Origin of the sequence: Micromonospora sp. CA-246542, assembly GCF_050942905.1 — a bacterium.
Taxonomy (GTDB): domain Bacteria; phylum Actinomycetota; class Actinomycetes; order Mycobacteriales; family Micromonosporaceae; genus Micromonospora.
This window is the reverse complement of sequence record NZ_CP192040.1, coordinates 1,988,779-2,013,056: the sequence shown is the minus strand read 5'-3', so window position 1 is coordinate 2,013,056 and position 24,278 is coordinate 1,988,779. Positions and strand designations below refer to the sequence as shown.

Below are 24,278 nucleotides of genomic sequence, written 5' to 3'. Positions count from 1 at the left end.
ATGAGTTACGTGGACATCGCATGTCGGGCGGTTCTCGCCCTCACCTTCGCAGCGGCCGTCTGGGGAAAGGTGGGCGACCACGCCCGGTGGACCGCCTTCCGCTCGTCGTTGACCGTCTTCCTCCGATCGAACCGTCGGGCCCATGTCGTGGCCGTTGTCGTCGTCACGGCGGAGGCAGGGGCGGCCGTCTCGCAGCTTTCACCGTTCCGGTGGATGGGTTACGGCCTCGCCTTCGGACTACTCGCCGCGTTCAGCGGCTTCGTCGTGCTCGTGTTACGACGACGGCTCGGCCTGGCCTGCAATTGTTTCGGGCGCTCGTCGCCGGTGCGGGGCAGGCATCTGGCGCGCAACGGACTGCTGCTCCTCGTCACCACCGTCGGACTGACGGCCGCGGCCGTCGCTGAGTCCGGCGTCCATCCGGCGGGGTTGGCCATGTCGCTCGGAACGGCGTTCTGCCTGGCGATCGCCATCGTGCGCTTCGACGACGTGGTGGAGATCCTCCCGTGAGCGCGGCGATCTGGGGATCGTTCGGTCTGGTGACGGCGATGGTGGGTCTGCTCGGCGCCGCCGTCGTCAGCGGGCGGCTCTTCGGTGTCGTCGTCACCGGGCGGAGTATGGAGCCGACCCTACGGTCCGGGCAGACGGTCTTCGTCCTGCGGCGGCGACCGGATCGGGTCCGTCGCGGCGACGTCGTCCTGCTGGTCGATCCGGCCATTCCCGACGCGTACGTCATCAAGCGGGTCGTCGCGCTCGCCGGAGACGCGGCCCCGATCCCGGCCGGTCCGGTACCCGCCGGCTCGCCCGTTCCCGAGGAGGAGGTACTTCTTCTCGGCGACAATCCGGTGCACAGCGTGGATTCACGCCTGCTCGGTGGCTACGAACGTCGTCATATCCTGGGGGTCGCCCTGCTTCCGCGGCCACGTGCACGACGGCGTGGGTCACCGCGCCGACGGTGATGCGCGGGCCGCGGTGGTCGGTCAGAACAGCACCGGGAAGTCCACCCTCCTGCGGCGCGGTCGTGCAGGTCACCCTCGTCCTCCAAGCCGCCCAGGACGCTCGCCACACACGATGGAGGTGGCTCAATGGGTCACGTGCTCACCTACGTCCGTTGGTACTCAACAGATGACGACCGTTGGAACTACGAGAAGCTGGACGCTTATGGGTGGGCGCTCCGCCACGTTGAGATGCGCGTATCGGACGGGGTCGTCGTTGCGGCAGCGTCGCTCGCCACGTTGGATCCCGCGTTGGAAAATGTGTCCCCCGGAAAGTTCGAGCACCTGTGGCGAAATGCTCGTCGGCAACTGGAACGGCAGACCGGCGCCTGACCCGCTCGTCCCGAGGTCATGTACAGCTGGAGGCCACCGCCGCTGTGGTCTACCGGCCGGCTCGCAGCTCACCCAGGACCTGTACGACCTCGGCGCGGACCTGCGTTGGGCAACCCCAGTAGTCGTAGATGCCACCGCGGTCGCCGTTGTGACCACAGATGACGAACACCCCGGTACCCAGCCGGCGCTTCAACTCGGTGGCCAGCCACCCGACGAACCCGCTGTTGTCCAGTTCCGGCGGGAAGTGGAACGAGAACACCGTGAAGCGCTCACCGTCGGTCGCCCCGCCTGGCGCCAGCCAGGACCACCGATCCTCGTCGCGCACCACGGCCAGCAGGTCAACCGTCAAGGCCGGTGGCTGAGTGAGCGGCGCCTCGTAAAACGACCACTCGCCGTCGAATATGACCAGTTCGGCGGCCGCTATGACGCGTCGCAGCCGCTGCGCGGTTTCGTCACGGGATTCCTGGCTGATGCTGACCACGCAACGATCCTGCCCCAGGACGGCAGCCAACGCAGTCGCCCTCGACACACCGCTGCTGGCGGGGCGTGAATCAGGGTCGGGGTTCGCCGTCGATGGTGCTGCTCGTCTGCGGCCGGAGTGCGGTCAACAGGCTGTCGAGTTGACCCCACGCTCGCGCGCTGGCGACGTGGTCGATGTAGTCCCGGGACTCGATAATGAGCCCATCGCGGATACGCATCACGAAGACGCACGGCACCGTGAAGGCCTCACCCGTCTCGGCGACCCGCCCCTGATAGGCAAACTCGGCGACAATCACCTCCGGGTCCGCGGTTTCATGAATCCTCACGTCGACCGGCTTACGGTTCAACGTCCGGCCCACCGGAGGTGTCGCGGTGAAATGCTCGTGCAGCTCGCTGCGGCTGCGCAGCGGTGGCGGATTGAGCGGGTGAAACGGATGCGTGACATGGGTTTGTTCGCCATACAGGTCGGCCAGGTCTTCGTACGGACCGTCGCAGACACCGTTCACCAGCCGGAGGAACGTTTCGCGTGGACCAGTCATGCCGAGCCTCCTTCGAATCAGATAGATGTCACGCGTGTCATGCCGAGGGCGACATGCGGAGAGGGCCGACACCTCCGTCCAGCTTTAGTCACCAGAGGAACCCCAGAAGTAGATTTCGCTGGGATTGCCGTCAGCGTCATGCAAAACCGCACACCGGCCGAACCAGCTTCGGTTAGCGAGAGGTTCGATCGCCTCCACGTGCGACCGAGTCAGCTTGCGGGTACCCAGGTACTCGATCGCCTCGGCCTCGACCACCGGCTGAATCGTCCCGTAGTCAGGCTCTTCACCGTCGGCCAAGATTCGCGACATATCCAGTATCGAGTGGGTACCGGACTCCTGGACGGATTCGTCCGCCCACAGCTCGGCCTCCGTCATCGGCCGATTCGGAAAATCCGCCGCCGACTTGCCGTACTCGTACGGCACGGCCCACCAGTAGTCGCCGGTCTCGAGAACCTGCCGCCGCAGTCCGTCCAGCGCGACTTGGAGATCCGGCTGATATGCGACGTAGTAGCTCCACCCGGACGCACCCACGTTGACCCCCCTTGATCTTGAAGCAAGATAGCCGGAAGGCAGGCTTGCGTCCATCCTCCGCAATGGCACTGAAACTTGATCAACTCGCCGCGCGGTGCGCGGTGCCCGGATTGCTTCGGCAACGAGAGGCCCGGAGCGAATAGGCGGAAGCGGGTCAGCGGCGATCTTGATCATGCGGCCCATGTTCCGGATCTTGCGCGCCTCTCATGGCTGAGCGAGGAAGCCCCGCCAGGGCGGCAGCAAGATAGGTGTTGCGGCGTGCGATGAGGCGTTGCAGGTAGGGCCGCAGGATGAGGCTGGCAACGAGGGCGCCAACGGGTCCCATCGGCGCGGTGAACTCGATGACGTCGCGCATGAGGGTTGTCGAGGAGTCATCCGGGATCGACGTGAAGCTGTGCTCGTGGCGCCATCGGCCGAACGGGCCGCTGATCTGCTCGTCCGCGAAGCCGTGCGGCCGCCGGTAGTCAACGATCCGAACCGTCATCCGCCAAGGAAGGCCGAGATGCCGGGCCTCCCACGTGACGGCATCGCCGGCCGTCAACCGGCCGGTCGTCATGCCGCCGACCGCCCGTTCGGCACTACTTCCCATGGATTCGGTGTGCATATCAACATCGAGGCAGGCGTCGAAGACAGCTTCCGGGACGGCCTGAACGGGCGTAGTCAGCTCGATGCGCGGCATACCGCCACCGTAGGGTTCCCGTGGGCGCTCGGCGACCATGGCGTGGCTGGCACCGGCGGAATGACATTCGAAGCCCTCGCCTTCTGCGGCCACCCTCCGAGCCCATCGATAAGCCACCGTCGAAGCTCCCGACCTCCGGGTGCCGTTCAGGTCGCAGAGCGGGATCGGCGGGTACGACCTGTCCGATCCCGAGACCGGGTGGTGCCGTTCGACTACGAGCAGACCGGCAAGCTCGATCACCTGCTGGTCTACCGGCCGGGCACCGGGATCGTGTACGTGCTGCGGCGAAAGGCGACGACCCCACCGAGACGTACTCGGAGGTTCGGCACGCGATAGGACCTCCCTCGGACTGCGTAACCGTGCATGTCGACGCTTGCCGCGCGATGGTTTGGCGGCGCGCGCCTTGTCAGCGGCTTGAGCGTGCAGCCGATCGAGTTGTCAGGCGGCGTTGTCCCCACGGTGCCGGTCTGGTTCGGGTCATTCGTACGTGACGAGTCCGGCGCGCTGGGCGAGGAGGGCGGCCTCGGTCCGGTTGGTGCAGCCGAGCCGGGTCAGGACCCGCGAGACGTAGCCCTTGATGGTGGCTTCGGTGAGATGCAGGTGGGCCGCCAGTTGAGCGTTGGTCAGGCCGCGGCCCAGGCCGGTGAGGATTTCGCGATCCCGTGTGGACAGCCCGTTCGGCAGCCTCACCGCCGGGTCGGCGGGCAGCAGGACCTGGGCCGCGCCGGGCGGCAGGATCGTGTGGCCGGCGGCGGCGGTGCGGATGAGGCCGGCGAACTCGCGCGGCGGCGTGGTCTTGAGTACGTACCCGCTGGCTCCGGCGCGCAGCGCGGCGGCCACATACCGATCGGCGGTGAACGTGGTCAGCGCCACCACGACCGGGGCCGGGTTCAGGGCGGTGATCTGGTCGGTGGCGACCAGTCCGTCGACGCCGGGCATGCGGAGGTCCATCAGGACCAGGTCCGGACGGTGCCGGATGGCGGCCTCGACCGCGGCGGCCCCGTCTGTAACGGTGTCCACCACCTCGATGTCGCCGGCGCTCGCCAGGATTGTCCGCAGGTGAGCGCCGACAAACGGATCGTCATCGGCCACCACGACCCGGATCATGACGACCTGTCGTGTTGCACGCCGGGCAGCAGCGCCCGCAGCGTAAAGCCGCCCTCGGGCTCGGGTCCGGCCGCGAACGTGCCGCCGAGCAGTTCGACCCGACGCCGCAACCCGTGCAGCCCGGTCCCTGCTCCGGAAGCGACCAGCCGCGCGTCCGCCGCCGACCGAACTACTCCGTTGCGGACAAGGACTCGCACACCCCCGCCCTCGTACTGCACCCTGATCTCGACACGGGCACCAGGCGCGTGTTTGCGCACATTGGTCAGCGCTTCCTGGATGACCCGGACCACCGCCTGCCCGACCGCCGGGGACACCGGCATCGGGGTACCGGTCACCACCAGGGCCGCCGGGCCCACCAGTGGTCGCAGATCTGGCAGCGGTACCGGCGCCGGCTCCCGGGCAGGCGGCTGCTCAGGCAGGACGCGGACCAGGTCGCGAAGGTCGTCGAGCGCGGCGCAGCCGGCCTCTCGGATCCGCTCGGCGGTAACCCGGGTCGCCTCGTCGGCTGCGGTGAGCCCGAGCGCGCCGGCCTCCAGCACGATAAGGCTGACCTGATGTGTCACCACGTCGTGCATCTCGGCGGTGAGCCGGGCACGTTCACTCGCGGCGGCCCGCTCGGCCTCCGCGTACCGGTCGGCCTCGGCCCGCCGGGCCCGCTCGCGCAGCATGTTGATCATGCGGCGACGCGCCGCCAGGTACAGGCCGGCAAGGACCGGCACACCGAGCAACACCAGGCTGGAACGGAGCCGCACCCACGAGAGTGGCCACGGTGCCGTGGCCGCAACCAACAGAGCGACCGCGGCCGCCCAACCCGACACACGACGCGTCGCGTACACCGCGACCGCATAGGCCGCGAACGGGGCAGCGGAAGTGAGGAACACGACTGTGTCCTCACCCGGCCGGGTCGAGCCGCCCGAGCCAATGGCTTCGAAGGCGGCCAGGACGGCACTGCCAGCGAAGACCACCCAGGCCACCGCGACCGGTGCGCTCCGGCGCCACCACAGCGCGCCGGCCGCCGCCGCGAAGACCACCGCTGTGAGGCCGCCACCACCTCGAAGATCGGTGGTCTTCCCGGCCAGCAACACCAGACCGGAGAGCAACGCAACCGCTACCACCACAGCGTCGACCAACCGCCACCTCAGCGGGTCATCCCGCTCGGCGATCGGATCCGACCCACTCCAGCTGGCTACCACCACGCGACAACCGTAGGTCGGAACCGGGAACCCGTCCCGCCCGCACCGACGAAAGTAGGTTCGGAACCCCGCCATCGGCCCGGTACCGACCGACGGGCGCCGCTACCAAGATCAGGAGGCTGGCACGCCCAATAGAGCAATGAAGGAAAACATCACCACCCGGCGGCTCCTCGCATGCGGTGCCGCCGCCGGTCCTCTGTTCGGCATCCTGACCATCGTTGGTGGCGCGCTACAGCCCGGATACCGCCCGATCCGCCAGGCCGTCAGCGAACTGGCCACCGGATCGACCGGATGGATCCAGACCACCAACTTCCTCGTGTGCGGTTCGCTGTTCGTGGTATTCGCCCTCGGCGTACGCCGTGCCCTGCGCCCCCGCTCAGCCGCCTGGACCGCGGCGGCTCTGACCGGCCTCTTCGGCGCAGCCCTCATCGCCTCCGGGCTGTTCACCACCGACGTCGCCGGGCAGGCTCAGCACACCTGGAGCGGCACTGCGCACAACGCCGCCGGCAGCATCGCGTTTCTGTCCCTACCGCTGCTGACCTTCACCTGGGCCTTCTACTCCGCCCGACGTCGCTCCTGGATCTGGACGGTGACCAGCGCGACGGCTGGCGTGACCATGCTCCTGCTCATCCAAGGCCTGGCCGTACCCGAACACCGCGGCCTGTACCAGCGGCTCACCATCGGAGTCGGCTGGACCTGGATCACCGTCTTCGCCCTGCACCTACGCCGCAATACGTCCACGAACGAGGGCGAAGCAGCTGATCAGAAGCACCCGATCACTCGCTCGTTCCGCCAAGGCTGAGCGCGTCTGGTCAAGATCAGATGCGCGGTCGTTGGCACACGCGGGCACCGCCCTACCGACTCCCCGGGGCGCCGATGCTGACGCCTTCGCAATCGGCGAAGAGGTCACCGCACACAGTTCGCAGGTCGCGGCGTTTGCCTATGCCGGCTCGCGCACGCCGCCGGCGTTGCCACCATCGTCTGGCGACGGTTCGTGCGGGGCTTCGGGCAACTCGTCCGGTCCGCCGGGCAGAAGGACGCCCGCGTCGTCGGGCACCGGTTCACGTGGGTCGATGGGAGGATACTGTTCGGGGTCGAGATCCGGTCCAGTCATCAGGCGAGTATCCGTCGTCTTCGGCACTGCCGCTCGTCGGGCCCGCGAGCTGGACGGTCTCCCCCTCCGGCCGGCCCGCCCGGCCCGGAAGCCGCCGCCGGCCGTCAGGCCAGTCCGGTGCAGACCGCCCGGACCGCGGTTACCAGGCCCGGGTCGCCGCAGTCGGTGGACGCCGAGGTACGTCCGACGACCTGCCAGCCCTTGGTGTCCTTGCGCAGGAACACCTGGCCACCGCCGGGAATCGGGGCCGACTGCGGGGCGATCGCCATCAGTCGGGCGAAGCCGTTGCGGCAGCCCAGCACCTGCACGTCGTCGACGCTCTGCCCGTTGAGCGCGGCGCCGGTGGCCTCGAGTAGGACCGGCGGCCGGCAGGACGGGTCGGTGTCGGTGGTCGGCAGGGCGGCGAGCCGGGTGGACCCGGTGGCGGCGGAAGCGGGGTCGGCGGCCCGGCCGGCTCCCGTACCGGAGCTGGCCGCGTCGGAGGCGGGAGCCGGTGGCGCGGGGACGCCGGAGGTGGTGGGCGTCGCCTGCGGTCCGACAGCGGTGCCCGCCGGGTCCGGAGCGGCGGCCGGCCCGGAGGAGGCCGACGCCGGGCGGCCGGCCGCGACACCGGTCCGCTCGGCGTGCGCGCAGCCGGCCGCCGAAAGGGCCACGGCCACCGCCACTACCAGGTACGCGCTGCTGCGTCGGATCGTCATGAACGTCTCTCCATCGTGTCGAAGCTGCTGCCCGGGCTGGTGCCCGGGCTGCTCCGACGCTAGGGAGCCGGCCTGCCAGCGATCTGGACGAAACCTGGAAGAGCAGGCCAGGGTGGGTTCAGACCGGGTGCGCGACCGACACGGCTACGCCCACCGGTGCCGTCGCCTCGCACCCGCATCCCCACCGCTCGTGCCAGCCAGCCGCCTCGCCGGCCTCCCGGGTGCCGAGCCGGCGGAACTTCGCCGCAGCGGTCTCCCATGCCTCGTGGGCGGACGCGACGTCGCCCAGCGCCGCATGAGCCGCACCCAGATCGCGCAGCGTCCGTGCGACACCGAGATCGTGGTGCAGCTCGCTCCATCCGTCGTGCGCGAGGCGAAGGTTCTCCAGGGCGGTGTCCGGCCGGCCGGCCGCCAGGTGCAGTTCGCCGATGGTCCGCTGGACCAGCGCCACCCCGAACCGGTCATGCAGCCGCCGGCACGTGCCGAGGGCGTGCTCCAACGGCTCCTGCGCCCGACACATCTTGCCCTGCCGGACCCACACCTTCGCCAGCGCCTGCTCCGTGTAGCAGGCGAGCAATTCGTCACCGCTCGCCACGATCAGGTCGTGGGCGCGGGAGCACCAGCGCTCCGCGTCGGCCAGCTCACCCCGGGCCCGATGCACCAGGCCGATGCCCCGGGCGGCGATGGCCTCGCCGCGAGCGTGGCCCAGCGACCGGTAGGTGTCCACGGCACGACCGATCCAGCTCAGTGCCGCCTCGTCGTCGCCGAGCTCCCGCAGACAGCAGCCGATGCCGTAGGTCGCGTGCGCGGCCGCGTTCTCGTCCCCCAATCGGCCCAGCACCTCGGCGGCTGTGGTCAGCAGCGGGACGGCCTCCCGATGCCGGCCCACCTCACGCAGTACGGTGCCGAGACCGTTGCGCGCCGCGGCTGACCCGTGCTCGTGGCCGGCGGCTTCGAACAGGTCGATGGCGGTACGGAAGTTCCGCTCGGCCTCGGCGAACCGGTCCTCCTTGTAACGCAGCAGCGCGATACCGCACTCGATCACCGCCTCGCCGACCGCGTTGCCGGCCGCCCTGGCCGCGGCAGAGGCCGCCGCGTGGGTGCGCCTCCAGCCGACGAAGTCGTTGCGGACCGCGAAGGACGCGTAGACCAACGCGTCCGCCAGCGCGCACGCCGCCACGTCCATGCCGAGTTCCGCAGCCCGCTCCACCGCGACGATCAGCGTCGGCGCCTCGACCTCCAGCCAACCGGGTAGCTGGTGGTCGGCCGGGAGCGGGATGCTCGGCACGTCCACCGGCAGCGGCGCCTGCCGGTAGAGCGGCGGAACGGCGTACGGCAACCGCTGGTTGAGCCGCTCACCCAGCTCGGTGGCCGTGACCAGCACTCTGGCCACCGCGGCGCGCAGCGCACCGTCGCTGTCCTCCTCGACGGCACGTTCGCGGGCGAACAGCCGGACCAGGTCGTGCATGTGGTACCGGAGCAGCCGGTGCGTCGGGTCCGCAACGGCGGTCACCAGGCGGGCGTCGGCGAGCTGTTCCAGCAGCTCCTCGGCGTCGTCCATCGAGCCACCGACGAGTGCCGCCACCAGCCAGTCCGCGAAGCTCGACACCCCGAGAAAGCCGAGCAACCGAAACGCCCGGCGGGCCGGTGGGTCGAGCGCCTGGTAGCCGACCGCGACGCTGACCCGGACGGCCAGCCCGTCCGCAGTCATCTCGTCGAGCCTCGCGCGCTCGTCGCGCATCCGCTCCGCCAGCCGGGCGATCCGGCGGTGCGGTCGGGCCGCGATCCGGGCGCCGACGATCCGTAGGGCGAGCGGCAGCCCCGCGCACATCTCGACCAGCGCGGCGGTCGCCTCCGGCTCGGCCGCCACCCGGCCCGGCCCAACGATGCGCTCCAGCAGGACGAGCGAGTCGGCCCGATCGAGCAACGGCACCTCGATCTGCTCGGCGCCCGGGATGGTGGTCAGCAGGGCCCGGCTGGAGACGATCAGGGCGCTTCCCGGCCCACCGGGCGCGAGCGGGCGAACCTCCTCGGCGCTGACCGCCGAGTCGAGCACGATGAGGAATCGCCGTCCGCTCAGCATGGCGCGGTACTGCCCGAGCTTGTCCTCCAGCGTGGGCAACTGCTGGATGTTGGTGGCGCCCAGGGCCCGAAGCACCCGGTCCAGGGCCTCCCCGGAGTCGCCGCCTCGGCCGGCGAGGGTGACGAAGATCTGCCCGTCGGGGTACGAGTGGCGAAGCAGGTACGCGAGCCGGATGCTGAGCGCCGTCTTACCCACGCCGCCCGGCCCGGAGAGGATCACCACGGGCGCGGCGTTGCCCTCGGGGCGTCCATCGCCGGGTTGCAGCACACTCAACGCGCAGCAGATCTCCGGTTCGCAGCCGACGTGGTCGGGCAGGTCGGCCGGAAGCTGGCAGCCGGGGCCCGTCGGGGCATGGTGCGCTGGCTCCGGTTGGGCCTCGACACGTGCGGCCACAGCGACCGCGGGCTGCGCCACTCGGGGCGCTTCGACAGGGGCGGCGGCCACCCGCGGCGCAGGCAGCGTGCCGCGCAGGATCTCCCGGTGCACATCCTGCAGGTCGGAGCCCGGGTCGATGCCCAGCTCGTCGGCAAGCTTGACGCGGGTCCGGGCGTACAGGTCGAGCGCCTCGGCTCGGCGACCGTTGAAATACAGGGCGCGCATCAGGCTCACGGCCAGCGGCTCGATGAGCGGGCTGCGCTCCAGGGCTGCGGTGAGTCGGTCGACGACCTGCCCCGGGCGGCCCTGGCTGATCTCGCTGTCGGCCCAGTCGAGCAGGACTCGGACGATCTGCTGGCGCAGACCCTCCCGAACCCGGGCCGCCCAGGCGCCGGGCAGCCCGTCGAGCGGGTCGCCCCGCCACAGCTCGACCGCCTCCCGCAGCAGCGCCGCCCGGTCGGGGTGGTCCACCGCGAGGCCTTGCGCCTGCTCGGCGAGGCGGCGCAGGCGGTACAGGTCGACGCGGTCCGGGTCGACGTCGAGCAGGTATCCGGTCTGGTTGCGGCCGACCGTGATCGGGGCCGTCTCGGCGGACTGGGCAGCGACCAGAATCCGCCGGATTCGGGTGAGGTACGTGTACAGGACGCCCCGGGCGTCGGCCGGCGGGGCGTCGTCCCAGACCCGGTCGACCAGCGCCTCGATCGGCACGCTGCGGCCCACGTCCACGGCGAGCGCCGCGAACACCAGGCGCTGCTTCGGTGGTCCCAACTCGAGCGGCCGGCCGGCCGCGACCACGCGGAGATCACCCAGTATGCATAGTTCCACGGCTTCGCCCCCGCGTCCGTAGCGCCGCTGGACGGCCCGCGAGCAGGGCGTCCGAAGTTGTCAAGGATCCATCCAGGTTCGCTACCTGATGTGGCTGTGAGGGTTCTGCCAGCCACCGCACCGGCAGCTCGCGGACCACTCACCGGAGTGGACGGCTCTCATCCCACCTCCGACGAAAGGGTCTCGAACACACAACCGCACAGCAGGACCAGTTGGGACCAGCCATCGGAGGCAGGCCCCACGGTGGCTTGTGCGCTGCGACTTTACCTGTCGCATTGGGTCCAGCCAATGGCTGTCGTGCACCTCGATCCACGTTCGCGACCACTCCGTTCATCCCCACCACGAAGGGAACATCCATGCGTCGCTTCCGAGCCCGCAGACCGGCCGCGATCCTCGGCACCATCACCATGATCGCCGCAGGCCTGGTCAGCGTGTCGTCCGCGCCCGCCCAGGCATCCACCATCGAGGGCCCGATCAGCCGCAGCGAGGTCCTGTCCCGCGCACAGAACTGGGTGGACCGGGACATCACCTACACCCAGACCGGCACCTGGGCAAGCGACATGGACGGCGACAAGACCTACCGGCGCGACTGCTCGGGACTCGTGTCGATGGCCTGGCACCTGAACACCAGCTACGTGACCGACGACTTCCAGGTGGACAACTCCCGCTGGGACACCCTCGGCAGCATCGACAGCTTCCAGGCCGGCGACGCGATGGTCCGCAGCGGCCACATCGAACTCTTCTCGCACTGGGCCGACCGGAACGACCACAGCAAGGGCGCCTACGTCTACTCCTTCAACGACGACGGCCAGACGGTCCAGAACCCGTACAAGGACAACAACGTCGGCAGCCGTGGGTTCAACAGCGCCAGCGACCTGAGGACGTACAAGCCGATCCGGCGCACCGGCCTGATCGCGGGGGCGACGGCACGCAAGGGGCCGGCGTTGGGGCACGACGACGGCGACGGCACCCTGACCATCCACCGCTGGAATTCGACCGGTACGGCGTTCGACCACACGACCGATTACAAGGGTGAGAGTTCCTTCGACCTCGCGAATGTAGGCGATCGGATGGCCTCGGGTGACGTCGACGGTGACGGCACCGACGACGTGGTCATGGCGTACCAGATCAGCGATGGCACCTTCGGCTTCTACGTCTTCGACGCCGGCCTGACCAGCCGCGGCCGCTTCTACACCTCCAGCCAATACAACCTCGACCCCGTCGCCGGACGCCTCGTCGTCGCTGACTTCACCGGCGACGGCAAAGCCGAACCCGCCCTCATCCACGACGACGGCGACGGCACCACCACCATCCACCGCTGGACCAGCACCGGCACCAGCTTCAACCGCACCACCGACTACGTCGGCACCGGCAGCTTCGACCTCGCCAACGTCGGCGACCGCGTCGCCGCCGGCGACGTCACCGGCGACGGCAAAGCCGACATCGTCATGGCCTACCAAATCAGCGACGGCACCTTCGGCTACTACGTCTACAGCCAAGGCCTGACCAGCCTCGGCCGCTTCTACACCTCCAGCCAATACAACCTCGACCCCGTCGCCGGACGCCTCGTCGTGGCCGACTTCACCGGCGACGGCAAAGCCGAACCCGCCCTCATCCACGACGACGGCGACGGCACCACCACCATCCACCGCTGGACCAGCACCGGCACCACCTTCAACCGCACCACCGACTACGTCGGCACCGGCAGCTTCGACCTCGCCAACGTCGGCAACCGCGTCGCCGCCGGCGACGTCACCGGCGACGGCAAAGCCGACATCGTCATGGCCTACGACCTCGGCAACAACACCTTCGGCTACTACACCTTCAACCAAGGCCTCACCAGCCTCGGCCGCTGGTACACCTCCGGCCCCTACAACATCACCCCCGTCAACGGACGCCTCGTCCTCGGCAACTGGTGACCTGACCTGGTCGCACACGAGCAGGAATCGGGGGTCACCGGCTGCGCCGGTGACCCCCGGTTCGCGTCCGGTCAGACGGCGGTGGTCACCTCGGCCTCGACCTGGCGGTTCATCTTGTGTAGGTGGGGAGACGCTGCTGGCGGTGTCCGGCATGCTGTGGGCATGACCGAGGAACCGAAGAATCGTTCCGCCTCATCCAGCGATACGGTGCTCGCCGCATCGCCGGTGATCTCGGTGATGTTGATCGTCTCCGACGCAGAGGCCGCAGTCGCCTGGTACCGGACTGCGCTCGGCGCGACGGAGCTGTGGAACCTTGGTGGCGTGGCCGGCCTTGCGATCAGCGGCGCCCCCTTCTTCCTCCACCAGGTCAATCCCGAGAACCCGACAGAGACGAGTCCTGGCCAGGTCGGAATCACGAGCACCCGCATCGAGGTGTTCGTCGATGACCCCGACACCTTCATCGAGCGCGCCGTCGCGGCCGGTGCAGTCGCCGGAGCGGCAATCGAGGATCACCGCGTGCCCTGGGGGACGCACCGTCAAGGTGGCTTCACGGACCCGTTCGGTCACAACTGGTCCGTGGGCGACACGTCGCCCCTGCGCCCGTTCCCACGTTGATCGCGCTCGTGCGTGCCGACGCCCGCTTCGAACATGGCAAACTCATCGGACGCCCCGCGGCCCACCCCGGCCACCAAGGCCCCCGCCGCCACCTAGCCAAGATCACCCAATCACGCGTTGGCATCGCAGAGGAGGCACACGTGGGCGGTCCGGTGAAGGATGCCTCGCTCGAAGGTTCCATTCCAGAGGCTTGGCGGCCGACGCTCAAGGCGGTCGTGGACTCGCTGGTGCGACGAGACGCCGCCATCGGCGCAGGCCTGCCGCCGGTAGACCCAGTTCCTGCCGAAATCTCGCAGAAATGCCGCCAGGCGATTGACAACTACGGTGACGTCACGCTGATCACCCCACCAGACGAATCCTGGAACACCTCAGTCGCATTGTGGTTCGGCGATCACTGGCGCTGCCTGGTCGATCTCTGGACCGAAGAGGAGGGCAGGAGCGACCTGGTGCTCGATGTCGACGTCTTCGAGCACGGACCTGGATACCGCTACCGCGTGAACCTCGTCTACGTCCCCTGAACGACCGATCCACAGGTCGTGACAATCGCTCACGCGGCGTCTTGACTGTCATCGATGGTGGCCGGTTGACGACGTCTTGCGCCCGCCTGCGTCCCCCACCCGCCGGTACGGCGTGATTGGCTGCCGCCCTGGCATCGGATAGCGAAAGGATCGACGTGGCGTTGACCAAGAAGGGCTCTCGGCTCATCACGGTCGACAGCGTGGTCTACCGGTGGCGGGTACGCGGAAGGCCAACCTACGCCCAAGCGCTCGGTGATCGACCACTCACCCTCGCCGTCGAGCAAGCCGGCTGCAAGGGCGGGGTACTGCTGGTCGACCTGCCCCAGGACCACCCGAGCAACTGGATCGGCGGCCCGCCGGTCCCTCTTCGTCCATCGATGGTCGCCACAATTATCCGCAAGGCACTCAGCGAGGGATGGCGGCCTGGAAAGCTGGCGACGGCCTTTCGCACGACAGCGCCCGACGTACCGCAAGAGCCGTCGACTCGTTGACCTCACGGCAACCAACGCGGGCCTCTGGCCTGGCCTTTCATGGGCGTTGAACTGCTGAAACCGTCCATCAGGATCGCTGCTCGTCTGCTGATTTCTTTCACTGGATCCCTGCGTCAGTCGTCCTCGGTGACTGTGAAGGGCGCATAGCCCTCACCCACCTCGGTTACCTCAAGGTCGCTGAAGACGAGAGTGATGGTGTGAGCGTTCATCCTGAAGCGGACCTCGTGAAAGGGGATGCCGATGTTGTCAGCCCACGACCGTGCACGCTCGGAGTCCGTCACCACCTCCGCACCCGGGTAGAGCGGCTGCCAGCGCACTGCCCACACGAAGCCGTCCAGCTCAGGACCGATCTCCCGGTCGGTCAGTCGCTCGTCCAGCGAGCAACGCCAGGTATCGGGGCTCACCGCCGTCTGCACCTCAGCCGCGACGCAGTACTTGAAGAGGTAGCGGAGGTGGGCAGGTGGAATGCCGGTACGCGGGTCTGCGGTGACATAGACGATGACTTCGTAATCGCGCATGTAGTCGGTGTACCCGTGGTGCACGATCGCGCCGTCGAAGATGTCATCCAACGCCTGGCTGAGCTGGCCGATCTCCACGCCCCGTTCTACCACCCGCCGAACCCTCCACCCATCTCCGTGATGCCGACGACGAGCAACCTGGCTTGCGCATCAGGCAACCAGCTGCTTGCCTGGCCTGCCGGCCACCGTTCGAAGCGGCGCACTTCGACCAGGCCGCCAGCTACAGGGACACGATTGCTTTCGCGAGGTCTGGTACGGCCTCCCGGTCTCGGACGAATGCTTGCCGGCCGTGCGGGCAGATCAAGGCAGGGCGGTCAGTAGCGGCCGAGGTTCTGGCTAGGTGCCATCACGATGCGTGGAGAGGCGCCCGGAGCCAGCCACTGCAGTACCCGGAGCAGGTCGGACTGCGTCAACGAGACACAACCGGCGGTACCGCCGCTCCCCATGACGTGCAGGAAGATCCCGCTGCCGCGGGCCGGGGTGGCTGCCCTCACCGGGATGTTGTAGTTGATGACCGCGAAGTAGTTGTACTGCGGCACGGTCTGCCACAGCGCCTCGCTGTACCCGCCCGGGTTCGTGCCATGGACAAAGCTGTTGTACGTGGGCGAGCTGGGATTTTCATCCCAGTAGTCGTCCGCCACAAGCCGGTGGTAGCTGTACTTGACGCCAGGGTTGCCTTGCACGCCGTACATGGTGGAGCCAATGCCATAGACGCCTGTGGGCGTCGTGGAGACGCCCTCCACATGGCTGTCGCTGAACCCCTTGGTGCCGATCCGCGCGCTCATCACCCCGAACTTCGACCGCCACACTCCGTTCAGCTTCTCGAACGTCTCAAGGGACGCGGCGCTCGTACCGTAGCCGTTGCTGTGAACGACGATGAGCTGGCGGGTGCTGGCCGGAATCGTGTGTAGCCGGGAGGCGATGTTGCTCTCCGCGGCCGGCGTCGCGGCCCTGCTCGTCGGGGCGCGCGACGGCGACCGGCTGAGAGACGGCTTCGCGGACCGGCTTGCCGAAGGCGACGGGGACCGGCTAGCTGAGGGCGATGGGGAGGGACTTGCGGGGTCAGTTGGTTCGGGAGCGACGGTCACCGAGGTATCGACCGGAGCCAACCCGGCGTCCACGCTGTCGTTCCGGCCCGGATCGGCGCAGGACGTGAGCCCGAGCCCGCCGATCAGCGCCACCGCGATGGCACCGAACACAGCCCGCCTGAACGGCGTTCCCATTCCTACTCCCTCAATGGTTCCTGATGTCAGCCAGTCGCCTGGCCGGAAGACGACCGCGAGTCGGGGGGACTCTTGCCGCGTAGTTGGTCTGAGTGCGCAGGTGCGACTCTCGCACACGGCGAGGGGTCGCGCTGTAGATCAACTGAAGCCACTCGTACGGCGTCGTCGGTCTGGCCGGCGTTACACATGACGGACGGCGCTCGCCGAATCGAGAGGATCGCGGCCGGCGTCACGGATCGTGCGACCGGAGTCGAGCACCACGACCTGGGTACGGCCAACGGCCGGTGCCGGAGCGCCGACGGTGCTACGCGGTCACCAGGGGACTGTGGAGGGGCTGGCAATCAGTCCGGACGGGCGGTGGCTAGCCACAACCCTTGACGACCCCACTCTGGAACGCGACCGGTGCAGGTGGCCCACTCGCCCTGCGCGGACACAGACACACCGCCTGGGCGGTAGCGTGACCGGTTGGTCACCACGCATGACGATGGCACCGTGCGTGTGTGGCGATGCGAGGCCTGCGCTCCGGTCGAGCGGCTCCTCGCCGTAGGCAGTTCGCTTGGCGGCCCGCCGCTGAGTGCTACGGGCTGTTCGGTGGGGCTACGACCAACTCGGTGCCTGAGTCGTGATCGATATTCGTTGGGCTCGCGACAATCAAGGTGGCTCGCGCCCACGGCTGTTCCCGTAAGAGGAACGGCAGCTCCTCTGCTAGCCAGCTCGCCACATGTTCCTGCTGCTCCGGGGAGTTGCCGTCACGGATGATCGTCCGGCGCTCCTGCTCATCGAGGTCGCCCTGTATCCAGACCGAGGCGTCCAGCCACTCAGTGAGTTCTTCACGGATAACGCCGGTGCCCTCAACCCACACCACGTCCACGTCGGCGGGCACGGTCACCGATCCGGACCGCCCGTGTGCGATCCAGGCGTCAGGGCGGAAGCTCACCACCTCGCCGCGATGCAGTGGTTGCAGCACATTCTCGGCGAGTACAGCGCCCCAGTCGAAGTAGGCGTGGTTCCAGGCGACGTGGTCGGTGTGCACGATGGCGGAGTTGGGCACCAACCGGCGTAGCAACTCGGCCAGGGTCGTTTTCCCTGCGCCGCCCCGGCCGTCGATCGCGATCACCAGCGGACGGCCGCTGACGTCGGGCGAGGCATCGCGCAACTGCCGTACGACGTCGAGCGCGGTCATGACCCGCCAACCGACGGCCTCGGGCTCGCCGGGGTGTAAGCGCATTGACAGCCGGTACCCCGATCGCCGACGGATGAACCGCCCTTCGAGCACGGTCCGGGAGCCGTGCACAAGGGGCGGGCGAGATCAACGGATCTCGCCCGCCCCCTGCTATGGCCCATCCCGCAGCCTGTGCCGGCTAGCGCACCCGCAACTTCTGGTAGTTGGCGGCGTGGGGCCGGTAGGTCGGGTTACCGGAGTAGGCGGCGTGGACCTGGTAGGTCCCGGGACGCAGGTCGGCGGTCCGCAGTTCGACGACCGCCTCACCATCGATCAGTGGTGCGACCTGCGCGGTGCCGCCGAAGGTGACGGTGACCTCGCCGGTCGGGGTCGGAGCGTGGTGCTTCGGTCCGCCCGGCTCGACGGTCACGGTCAACCTGAACGTTCCCCCGCGCACGACCGACGCTGGCGTGGCTTTCGCCTTGACCTTGACGGCGGCCGGTCCGGCGGGCACCTCGAGCGACGCCGTACCCGCCGACGCCTTCAGGTAGCCGAAGCCGAGGTACTCGGCCGTGAGCGCCCGGGTGCCCGCCGGCAGGCCCGCCGGCAGCGTGACAGTGGCCGCGCCGTCGTCGAGGTGGGCGAGCGTCGACCACGAGCCGATGCTGAACCGCACCTGACCGCCGGTCTCGAACCCGTCGGCCGCCGTGACCGTCGCGGTGGCCGTGGTCGTCTGGGCCTTACTCGCGTACGGCGCGACAGCCACCTCGGTGGTGGTCGTGACATCGCTGTTCGGGATCCCGCGGATGTCGTTCCACTCGCGCACGGTCAGTGGGATCACGGTGCCGTGACGCGGACGGACGACACCCGCGTTGGTCATCGTGATCGCCTTGGCGTTCCACGTGGGGGCCTCGATGTTCTCGTGGCACGCGGCCTGGTATCCGCCGCCGTTCGTGTACCGGTCGCCCCAGAGGTAGAACTGGCCGGGGCAGGAGGTGTCGCCGGGGTTCGCCTTGAAGATGACCGGTCCCTCGTAGCCCTGGTTGGCGACCCACGTGGTCCGCCCCAGCGCCGGCGCCACCAGTGTCCAGTTGTCGAGGTTGCTGTCCAGGAAGTCGGTGTGCTTCTCCGAGAAGATGTCCGAGCCCTGGTTGCCGGCCTCGTTCTTGGTCACCCGGTAGTAGTGGTCGCCGACCCGGATCGCGGTGGTGTCGATCCGCGACAGCGGAGCGGGGTCCTGCCAGACCTGGGGAGCGGAGAACGTCTTGAAGTCCCGCGTCGTGGCGTACCACATCTGCGCGTTGCCCTGGCCGGTGCGGTTCACCGGGTCGTTCCAGAGCGACTGGGCCCAGAACACGACGTAGGCGCCGATCTCCTCGACCCACAGCGACTCCGGAGCGAAGGCGTTGCCCGCGTTGTCGGGCGCGACCTTCACGTGCCGCTGAGGGGTCCAGTTGACCAGATCGTGCGACTCGAACACCTCGATGTACTGGGTGTCGTTGATGGCGTAGCCGCCCTGGTCGTACCAGTTGAGGTCGGTGGCGATCATGTAGAACGTGTCGCCGTCGGGCGAACGGACGATGTGCGGGTCACGAAGGCCCTGGTCGCCCAACTGCGAGATGAGTGACGGCCGGCCGCCGGTCAACCCGGTCCAGTCCAGGGCGGTGTTGCCGTTGGACGTGGCGAACATGATCTGCTCGCCGTCGGCGATCCCCTCGCCCTTGAAGTACCCCATGAAGTACCGCTCGTACTCCTCGGAACGGGGCATGGCGGTGATCGTCACCGGGAACGACTTCGTCCGTGCGGCCGTACCCTTGGTGATGGTCGCTGTCAGAGTGCCGGCGACGTCCTCGTGGCCGAAGGCCGGGCGGGTCACCTCACCCGTCGGCGTGACGAGGTTGGTGGTCGACCGCCAGGTGATCGTCGACCCGAACTCGCCCTTGGCGCCGAGGTCCAGGTTCCCGCGTACGTCGTCGGCGCCCGGCAGGACCAGGTCGAAGGTGTCGCGGTCGACCGCCTGCGCGTCGTCGAACTCGGCTTTCACCACGACGAGGATCTCCCGTGTGGTGGCCTCCTGGGCGCCCTTGCGGACCGTCGCCGTGAGCGTGGCTGTCGCGTCGGGTTGCCCCTGTGCGGGCCGTTTGATCACGCCGGTCACCGCGACCTTGCGGGCGCTGGCGACGGCCGGCGGCGTGTAGACCTCGACGACCGAGGGGTCTGAACTCGTCCAGGTGATGGCCGAACCCGCCCCGGAGCCCACCTTGGGCAGAACGATGTCATGTACGACCGCACTGGTCAGGCCAAGGTCGATGGCGGCGGCGTCGGCGCGGACCCCCTCGGAGACGGTCCCCTGCGCCCGGGTGAGCGTCTCGTCGAGACTCAGGGCCCGGTCGTAGACCCGGAAGTCCCGGATCGTCCCGCCGAACGAGTAGTGCGCCGACGTCTGCGAGCGACCGAGGAAGTTGCAGTTCGTTCCGGCGGCGCTCACCGACGGTGGGGTGGTCAGGTTCGTCGACGTCGCGTGCGGCACACCGTCGAGGTAGAGCCGGCCCGTCCAGGTCGTTCCGTCCGGATTGAGCGACTGGGTGTAGGTGACATGCGTCCACGCGCCTTCCAGCATGCGAACCCGGTTCTGTTGCAGGTTCGCCGGACCGACCGCGACGCGGAACCGTTGGGTGTTCGACGCGAAGATCGAGCCCTCGGCCCCGGTGTCGGCGTCGCACGAGCCGGACTTGCGGCCGAAGCTCCACATCTGGTGCTCGCCGACGTTCGCCGGGTCGATCCACACGTCGTAGTCGACGCTGAGGTTGGACATGCCGGCGGTGATGTCGTTCGGCAGTCTCACGTACGCGCCGTCGAGCGCGCCCGCGTAGTCGTCGGGGTTGAGCCTGATCCCCTCGCCGGTCAAGGTCGCCTTTGCGGGGTTCACGAGCGTGGCGTTCGCCGCCGCGCCCGCGCTACCCGAGTTGACCAACGTCGTTCCGCTGGTCTCGTCGAGCGCGAAGTGGTGCACCAGACCCTCATCGAGCCGTTGCTCGGCAGCGTGCGAGGGTGTCGCGCCCATCGGAACCGACATGAGTACGCCCAATGTCAGGGCCACGACACTCCTGCCCTTCCGACTCGGTCTGGGACGTGACCGTGGCTGTCGCAGTCGCAATTGGTCCTCCTTGGCCGGCATGGTGGTGGCGGCTCCGAAGTGGACGAAGGTTGTTAACGCTAACTACGGCCTGTGGTCGCGTCAACGCGATCCGTCCGGCGCAGATCGGGCACCTCGCGAGGGTCTACGGTCAACTCGACGAAGATCGTGTAGTCCCCGCGCTCCGCCACGTACGCGCCAGACCCCACGTCAGGGGGACTGCCGGTAACGCCCTGGAGAACATAGAGATGTTCTTGCATCCCCGGCGTGCGCGCGCCGATCGGTTCGGCGGCGCGTCGCTCGCTATCCGCAGTGAATGGCAGTCGAGGCCGTGCGGGGAATCGAACCCCGGTGCGCGGTTTTGCAGACCGCTCCCTGACCACTCGGGCACACGACCAGGATGCCCACGGAAGGATTCGAACCTCCGCCAACCCGGCTCCGGAAGCCGGTGCTCTATCCGCTGAGCTACGTGGGCATGCGTAGGAGTGGAGAGATTCGAACTCCCTCAGCGCGAACGCACCGGGGTTACAGCCCGGCCCACCTCACCATCGGTGGCGCACTCCCTTGGGGTGACTGAGCGGAATCGAACCGCCATCACCGGGACCACAACCCGGCGCTCTACCGTTGAGCTACAGCCACAACTGCGGCCCGAAGGCCAGTACCCGCGGAGAGATTTGAACTCCCGACCCTCGCCTTGTAAGAGCGACGCTCTCCCCCTGAGCTACACGGGCGTGGCTCCGACGGCTGGACTCGAACCAGCACCAGGCTTACACCTGAACGGATTAACAGTCCGCCCCGATACCAATTACGGTTTACGTCGGAATGAGTAGAGCCGACGGGATTTGAACCCGCATACATCCGGATTGAAAGCCCGGTGACTTTGCCAATTCGTCTACGGCTCCATGCGTGCCCGGAGAGGGTGTCGAACCCCCGGCCTCCGTCGCGTCAGGACGGCGCTCTCCCGCTGAGCTATCAGGGCTTGGTGGCGGGTGTCCGATTCGAACGGCGTCTCCGGGTTATGAGCCCAGCGTGGTTCCTCTCCAATACACCCGCAGTGCCGCCCGAGGGAATCGAACCCCCGCAGTCCGGAGTAAAAGTCCGGAGCCCGGCCATCAGGCGCGAGCGGCTTGTGTACGTGCCCCGGGCAGGATTCGAACCTGCGACGACCCGGCTTAGGAAGCCAGCGCTCTATCCGCTGAGCTACTGGGGCAAATACGTGCGCCGGGAGGGAATCGAACCCCCGTCTTCGGATTAAGAGTCCGTAGCTAAACCAACTCAGCTACCGGCGCATGGCGGTGAGGGGGAGGACCCCACGCCTAAGATATTATGTATGGGTGACAAGTCAGCCCAGATGCGTTACCTGCGGCAAGCCTTACTGGTCAGCCGACCGGCGGCGTGAATGCGAGCCGTGCCGCTACCAGCGTCTGAAGCTGAGGTGGCGGTGCGCGTGTGGCGCACCGATGGACCGCAAGTCAGTGCGGTGCGCGACCTGCACACGCGAGCGGCCAGCCCCGCAGGAGCTACGCGCAGATCAGCGAGCATGGCTAGCCGGGCTCTTGGAAGGCGAAGGGACCTTCTTGGTGAAGGAAGGTGCACCCCGCGTACGGGTCCAAATGACGGACCGAGACGTAATCAGCGACGCCCACCAGATGACCGGGGTCGGCACGGTCAATGCGTACACGCCGAGGAACCGCGCGCATAAGCCTTCGTGGTACTGGACCGTCAACGCGCATCACCACACGGCTTGGCTCGTCGCGGAACTTGCACCGCTACTCGGTCACCGCCGCCGTTCGGCTGCCATCGGCCTCTGGTCGGCCGGAGGGCAGCCGGTTGACACCTTCCCCGCCCGGCGGGAGTTGACGCTCGCCGAAGGCATCCCGTGGGTCGCCGGCATCGTGGAAGGGGAGGGCTGCATCAGCGTCTCCGCCCGAGGTGACGTGTCTCTCGGAGTGAACTCGACCGACTATGACACCATCGTTCGGCTTCAGGCAGCGACCGGGATAGGGCGCGTCCACGAGCGGCCGTCACGGAACGAGAAGTGGCGTCCGACCGCGACGTGGAACGTGTGCCGCATCAACGAGCTGCGCGAACTGCTTCTGGAACTGCGGCCGTGGCTGAAATCGCGCCGCCGCGTGGCCGTTGACCGAGCACTGATCTGCCTCGCAGGCAAGCGCGGAAGGTAAAGGAGTCGAACCCTCGCCGTTTCCGGCGGCCCGGCTTTCGAGGCCGGTTGCCCACCACTGGGCGCTACCCTCCATGAGTCGGGTACGGGCGATTCGAACGCCCGGCCTCTCGGTCCCGAACCGAGCGCTCTACCAAGCTGAGCTAGTACCCGTTAGCGGCGCGGGGCTTACGCGCCGTGCTGACACCTACTACTCTCCGGTGCGTGCCGCCGACATCGCCGTCCCTGTGGACCTGGGCCGGGTGGGGCGCGCTCGAAGCCCTCGGAACGCTCGCTGCCGCGCTCGTTGCTCTCTCCGTCTACCTCAGCGAAGTTCGGCGACGCCGCCGGGCCGAGCGGAGCACCGTCCGAGTCTGGGCCTCAAAGGAAGCTGGCGAGACGGTGATCTACATCGCCAACGACTCCGCCGTGCCGATCGTGGACATCACCTTTCACGCCTTCTACCAGGAAGCTTTCTGGTCGAGCAGGATCTCTGGCGGAATGAGATGGTCCGCGATCGGCTGGCTCGCCAGAGGACCGGCCATAGTGCACCCTTCTCAAACGTTGGCGCTGAAGCTGAAGCACCTGAGGATGCACGGGGTGGAGGAGCCAATCAAAGGGCTACCCGAACTTACGCTCCTACACATGCGCTACGAGGCGCGGGCGGAGGCGCGGAGGGTGGCAAGCTTCCGTCGCGTCAAAAAGGCCCCGACGAAACTCCGCATGATCGGTGTTGGTGGGCTAGAGCGATGCGATGGGCAGTACCTGAAGTCGGGATAGCCGGATTCGAACCGACGGCCCCCTGACCCCCAGTCAGGTGCGCTATCAAACTGCGCCATATCCCGTAAGTGCCCCCGAGACGATTCGAACGTCCGGCCTCCTGATCCGTAATCAGGCGCTCTATCCGCTGAGCTACGGGGGCGAGCCTTACTGCGTGCCGACGACTGGATTCGAACCAGCGACCCCCGACTTATCAGGTCGGTGCTCTCACCAGGCTGAGCTACGACGGCTCGGCGAAGGGTGAGGGATTCGAACCCCCGGCGGTGTGACCCGCTCCGCGCTAGCAACGCGGCGCCATCGACCAGACTCGGCCAACCCTTCATGCGCGCCAACGACGGGGATCGAACCCGCGGCCCCCCGATCGACAGTCGGGTGCTCTCACCACTGAGCTACGTCGGCATGGTGGACCCGACAGGACTCGAACCTGCCACCTCCGCTGCGCGAGAGCGGCGCTCTACCAGATGAGCTACGAGCCCATGCGTACCCGGGGCGGGAGTCGAACCCGCAGAATCTCCGCAGTCTGAGTGCGGCGGCTTTGCCAGTTTGCCCACCCGGGCAGGTGGTGTTGCGTGCCGACGCCCGGTGTCGAACCGGGGGCCTCTCCGTTATGAGCGGAGCGCTCTGACCACCTGAGCTACGTCGGCGAGAGAGCCACCGCCCGGACTCGAACCGGGTGCCTCGCCCTTACGAGGGGCGCGCTCTGGCCTGGTGAGCTACGGCGGCAAGGTGTGGAGCCGGCGACCGGGATCGAACCGGCCCGCTCGCGCTTACAAGGCGCGTGCTCTACCAACTGAGCTACGCCGGCC

At 68.2% G+C, this 24,278-nt stretch carries 22 protein-coding genes and 23 tRNA genes; 10 read left to right on the top strand and 35 right to left on the bottom strand.

Annotated elements, in window-relative coordinates; genetic code table 11:
• The 3 genes from ACQP0N_RS09620 (at window position 1) to ACQP0N_RS09610 (ending at window position 1,325) form a co-directional block, all read left to right on the top strand.
• Window positions 1-507, top strand: coding sequence for a MauE/DoxX family redox-associated membrane protein (locus tag ACQP0N_RS09620; RefSeq protein ID WP_433119231.1), 507 nt, complete (start codon window positions 1-3; stop codon window positions 505-507).
• Window positions 504-956, top strand: coding sequence for a S26 family signal peptidase (locus ACQP0N_RS09615; RefSeq protein ID WP_433119229.1), 453 nt, complete (start codon window positions 504-506; stop codon window positions 954-956). Before ACQP0N_RS09620 ends, ACQP0N_RS09615 begins: the two co-directional genes overlap by 4 nt.
• Window positions 957-1,082: 126 nt before the next feature.
• A complete protein-coding gene (locus tag ACQP0N_RS09610) occupies window positions 1,083-1,325 on the top strand; it encodes a hypothetical protein (protein WP_433119227.1) in 243 nt (80 codons plus the stop codon).
• A 49-nt stretch (window positions 1,326-1,374) separates the two neighbouring features.
• Here ACQP0N_RS09610 and ACQP0N_RS09605 read toward each other — a convergent pair whose 3' ends face one another.
• The 6 genes from ACQP0N_RS09605 to ACQP0N_RS09580 all read right to left on the bottom strand — a co-directional run bounded on the left by ACQP0N_RS09605 (window position 1,375) and on the right by ACQP0N_RS09580 (window position 5,857).
• On the bottom strand, window positions 1,375-1,806 hold the full coding sequence (locus ACQP0N_RS09605; protein WP_433119226.1) for a DUF6196 family protein: 432 nt from the start codon (window positions 1,804-1,806) through the stop codon (window positions 1,375-1,377).
• 70 nt (window positions 1,807-1,876) lie between these two features.
• The gene (locus ACQP0N_RS09600) at window positions 1,877-2,344 is read right to left on the bottom strand and encodes a nuclear transport factor 2 family protein (protein ID WP_433119224.1); all 468 of its coding nucleotides are present in this window, start codon (window positions 2,342-2,344) and stop codon (window positions 1,877-1,879) included.
• Between the two features lie 84 nt (window positions 2,345-2,428).
• Window positions 2,429-3,049 carry a hypothetical protein gene (locus tag ACQP0N_RS09595; protein ID WP_433119222.1) on the bottom strand — a complete coding sequence of 207 codons (621 nt, stop codon included), beginning with the start codon at window positions 3,047-3,049 and terminating at the stop codon, window positions 2,429-2,431.
• Complete coding sequence (locus ACQP0N_RS09590) at window positions 3,030-3,554, bottom strand: SRPBCC family protein (protein ID WP_433119220.1); 525 nt, start codon at window positions 3,552-3,554, stop codon at window positions 3,030-3,032. Before ACQP0N_RS09590 ends, ACQP0N_RS09595 begins: the two co-directional genes overlap by 20 nt.
• Window positions 3,555-4,031: 477 nt before the next feature.
• Window positions 4,032-4,649, bottom strand: a complete 618-nt coding sequence (locus ACQP0N_RS09585) for a response regulator transcription factor (RefSeq protein WP_433119217.1) — start codon at window positions 4,647-4,649, stop codon at window positions 4,032-4,034.
• Between the two features lie 8 nt (window positions 4,650-4,657).
• Window positions 4,658-5,857, bottom strand: coding sequence for a sensor histidine kinase (locus tag ACQP0N_RS09580; protein WP_433119215.1), 1,200 nt, complete (start codon window positions 5,855-5,857; stop codon window positions 4,658-4,660).
• A gap of 136 nt (window positions 5,858-5,993) precedes the next feature.
• Between ACQP0N_RS09580 and ACQP0N_RS09575 the strand changes: the two genes are divergently transcribed.
• Complete coding sequence (locus ACQP0N_RS09575; protein WP_433119213.1) at window positions 5,994-6,656, top strand: DUF998 domain-containing protein; 663 nt, start codon at window positions 5,994-5,996, stop codon at window positions 6,654-6,656.
• A 416-nt stretch (window positions 6,657-7,072) separates the two neighbouring features.
• Here the strand turns inward: ACQP0N_RS09575 and ACQP0N_RS09570 are convergent, their stop codons facing one another.
• Both ACQP0N_RS09570 and ACQP0N_RS09565 read right to left on the bottom strand, forming a co-directional pair.
• Window positions 7,073-7,666, bottom strand: coding sequence for a hypothetical protein (locus ACQP0N_RS09570; protein WP_433119211.1), 594 nt, complete (start codon window positions 7,664-7,666; stop codon window positions 7,073-7,075).
• A 118-nt stretch (window positions 7,667-7,784) separates the two neighbouring features.
• On the bottom strand, window positions 7,785-10,949 hold the full coding sequence (locus ACQP0N_RS09565) for an AfsR/SARP family transcriptional regulator (RefSeq protein ID WP_433119209.1): 3,165 nt from the start codon (window positions 10,947-10,949) through the stop codon (window positions 7,785-7,787).
• Window positions 10,950-11,305: 356 nt separating this feature from the next.
• Between ACQP0N_RS09565 and ACQP0N_RS09560 the strand changes: the two genes are divergently transcribed.
• From ACQP0N_RS09560 to ACQP0N_RS09545, 4 genes are all read left to right on the top strand, one after another.
• On the top strand, window positions 11,306-12,868 hold the full coding sequence (locus ACQP0N_RS09560; protein ID WP_433119207.1) for an FG-GAP repeat domain-containing protein: 1,563 nt from the start codon (window positions 11,306-11,308) through the stop codon (window positions 12,866-12,868).
• A 162-nt stretch (window positions 12,869-13,030) separates the two neighbouring features.
• Entirely contained in the window at window positions 13,031-13,483 is a 453-nt protein-coding gene (locus ACQP0N_RS09555) for a VOC family protein (RefSeq protein WP_357123209.1), read from the top strand.
• Window positions 13,484-13,623: 140 nt separating this feature from the next.
• Complete coding sequence (locus ACQP0N_RS09550; protein ID WP_433119205.1) at window positions 13,624-14,001, top strand: DUF7668 domain-containing protein; 378 nt, start codon at window positions 13,624-13,626, stop codon at window positions 13,999-14,001.
• Window positions 14,002-14,156: 155 nt separating this feature from the next.
• Window positions 14,157-14,492 (top strand): hypothetical protein, encoded by a 336-nt coding sequence (locus tag ACQP0N_RS09545; protein WP_433119203.1) that lies wholly within the window; start codon window positions 14,157-14,159, stop codon window positions 14,490-14,492.
• A gap of 113 nt (window positions 14,493-14,605) precedes the next feature.
• Here ACQP0N_RS09545 and ACQP0N_RS09540 read toward each other — a convergent pair whose 3' ends face one another.
• The 16 genes from ACQP0N_RS09540 to ACQP0N_RS09465 all read right to left on the bottom strand — a co-directional run bounded on the left by ACQP0N_RS09540 (window position 14,606) and on the right by ACQP0N_RS09465 (window position 21,820).
• Entirely contained in the window at window positions 14,606-15,088 is a 483-nt protein-coding gene (locus ACQP0N_RS09540) for a HalD/BesD family halogenase (protein WP_433119201.1), read from the bottom strand.
• A gap of 236 nt (window positions 15,089-15,324) precedes the next feature.
• Window positions 15,325-16,233 (bottom strand): L,D-transpeptidase family protein, encoded by a 909-nt coding sequence (locus ACQP0N_RS09535; RefSeq protein WP_433119199.1) that lies wholly within the window; start codon window positions 16,231-16,233, stop codon window positions 15,325-15,327.
• A 577-nt stretch (window positions 16,234-16,810) separates the two neighbouring features.
• On the bottom strand, window positions 16,811-17,416 hold the full coding sequence (locus tag ACQP0N_RS09530) for a uridine kinase family protein (RefSeq protein ID WP_433119197.1): 606 nt from the start codon (window positions 17,414-17,416) through the stop codon (window positions 16,811-16,813).
• 178 nt (window positions 17,417-17,594) lie between these two features.
• Window positions 17,595-20,495, bottom strand: coding sequence for an immunoglobulin-like domain-containing protein (locus tag ACQP0N_RS09525; protein WP_433119195.1), 2,901 nt, complete (start codon window positions 20,493-20,495; stop codon window positions 17,595-17,597).
• Window positions 20,496-20,857: 362 nt separating this feature from the next.
• Window positions 20,858-20,928: transfer RNA gene (locus tag ACQP0N_RS09520), tRNA-Cys, on the bottom strand.
• Window positions 20,929-20,932: 4 nt separating this feature from the next.
• Window positions 20,933-21,006, bottom strand: a tRNA-Arg gene (locus ACQP0N_RS09515).
• Window positions 21,007-21,011: 5 nt separating this feature from the next.
• Window positions 21,012-21,095: transfer RNA gene (locus tag ACQP0N_RS09510), tRNA-Tyr, on the bottom strand.
• Window position 21,096: 1 nt separating this feature from the next.
• Window positions 21,097-21,170, bottom strand: a tRNA-His gene (locus tag ACQP0N_RS09505).
• Window positions 21,171-21,190: 20 nt separating this feature from the next.
• Window positions 21,191-21,262: transfer RNA gene (locus ACQP0N_RS09500), tRNA-Val, on the bottom strand.
• A 1-nt stretch (window position 21,263) separates the two neighbouring features.
• Window positions 21,264-21,353 (bottom strand) — tRNA-Asn (locus tag ACQP0N_RS09495).
• A 5-nt stretch (window positions 21,354-21,358) separates the two neighbouring features.
• Window positions 21,359-21,433 (bottom strand) — tRNA-Glu (locus ACQP0N_RS09490).
• Between the two features lie 5 nt (window positions 21,434-21,438).
• Window positions 21,439-21,510: transfer RNA gene (locus tag ACQP0N_RS09485), tRNA-Val, on the bottom strand.
• Between the two features lie 5 nt (window positions 21,511-21,515).
• Window positions 21,516-21,584, bottom strand: a tRNA-Met gene (locus ACQP0N_RS09480).
• A 2-nt stretch (window positions 21,585-21,586) separates the two neighbouring features.
• Window positions 21,587-21,658 (bottom strand) — tRNA-Lys (locus ACQP0N_RS09475).
• Window positions 21,659-21,667: 9 nt separating this feature from the next.
• A tRNA-Arg gene (locus tag ACQP0N_RS09470) sits at window positions 21,668-21,741 on the bottom strand.
• A 7-nt stretch (window positions 21,742-21,748) separates the two neighbouring features.
• A tRNA-Lys gene (locus ACQP0N_RS09465) sits at window positions 21,749-21,820 on the bottom strand.
• 360 nt (window positions 21,821-22,180) lie between these two features.
• On the opposite strand from ACQP0N_RS09465, the gene ACQP0N_RS09460 reads away from it, so the two are divergent.
• Window positions 22,181-22,714 (top strand): hypothetical protein, encoded by a 534-nt coding sequence (locus tag ACQP0N_RS09460; protein ID WP_357171384.1) that lies wholly within the window; start codon window positions 22,181-22,183, stop codon window positions 22,712-22,714.
• 78 nt (window positions 22,715-22,792) lie between these two features.
• Here ACQP0N_RS09460 and ACQP0N_RS09455 read toward each other — a convergent pair.
• Window positions 22,793-22,866: transfer RNA gene (locus ACQP0N_RS09455), tRNA-Pro, on the bottom strand.
• Window positions 22,867-22,917: 51 nt separating this feature from the next.
• On the opposite strand from ACQP0N_RS09455, the gene ACQP0N_RS09450 reads away from it, so the two are divergent.
• The gene (locus tag ACQP0N_RS09450; RefSeq protein WP_433119193.1) at window positions 22,918-23,472 is read left to right on the top strand and encodes a hypothetical protein; all 555 of its coding nucleotides are present in this window, start codon (window positions 22,918-22,920) and stop codon (window positions 23,470-23,472) included.
• On the opposite strand, the gene ACQP0N_RS09445 is transcribed toward ACQP0N_RS09450, so the two are convergent.
• The 10 genes from ACQP0N_RS09445 to ACQP0N_RS09400 all read right to left on the bottom strand — a co-directional run bounded on the left by ACQP0N_RS09445 (window position 23,464) and on the right by ACQP0N_RS09400 (window position 24,277).
• Window positions 23,464-23,537 (bottom strand) — tRNA-Pro (locus ACQP0N_RS09445). The genes ACQP0N_RS09450 and ACQP0N_RS09445 overlap by 9 nt on opposite strands.
• 4 nt (window positions 23,538-23,541) lie before the next feature.
• Window positions 23,542-23,614: transfer RNA gene (locus ACQP0N_RS09440), tRNA-Arg, on the bottom strand.
• Between the two features lie 13 nt (window positions 23,615-23,627).
• A tRNA-Ile gene (locus ACQP0N_RS09435) sits at window positions 23,628-23,702 on the bottom strand.
• 4 nt (window positions 23,703-23,706) lie between these two features.
• Window positions 23,707-23,793 (bottom strand) — tRNA-Ser (locus tag ACQP0N_RS09430).
• Window positions 23,794-23,798: 5 nt separating this feature from the next.
• Window positions 23,799-23,871: transfer RNA gene (locus ACQP0N_RS09425), tRNA-Asp, on the bottom strand.
• A gap of 1 nt (window position 23,872) precedes the next feature.
• Window positions 23,873-23,948: transfer RNA gene (locus ACQP0N_RS09420), tRNA-Ala, on the bottom strand.
• A 5-nt stretch (window positions 23,949-23,953) separates the two neighbouring features.
• A tRNA-Leu gene (locus tag ACQP0N_RS09415) sits at window positions 23,954-24,029 on the bottom strand.
• 13 nt (window positions 24,030-24,042) lie between these two features.
• Window positions 24,043-24,116: transfer RNA gene (locus ACQP0N_RS09410), tRNA-Met, on the bottom strand.
• 5 nt (window positions 24,117-24,121) lie between these two features.
• A tRNA-Thr gene (locus ACQP0N_RS09405) sits at window positions 24,122-24,195 on the bottom strand.
• 6 nt (window positions 24,196-24,201) lie between these two features.
• Window positions 24,202-24,277 (bottom strand) — tRNA-Thr (locus tag ACQP0N_RS09400).
• Window position 24,278 lies beyond the last annotated feature (1 nt).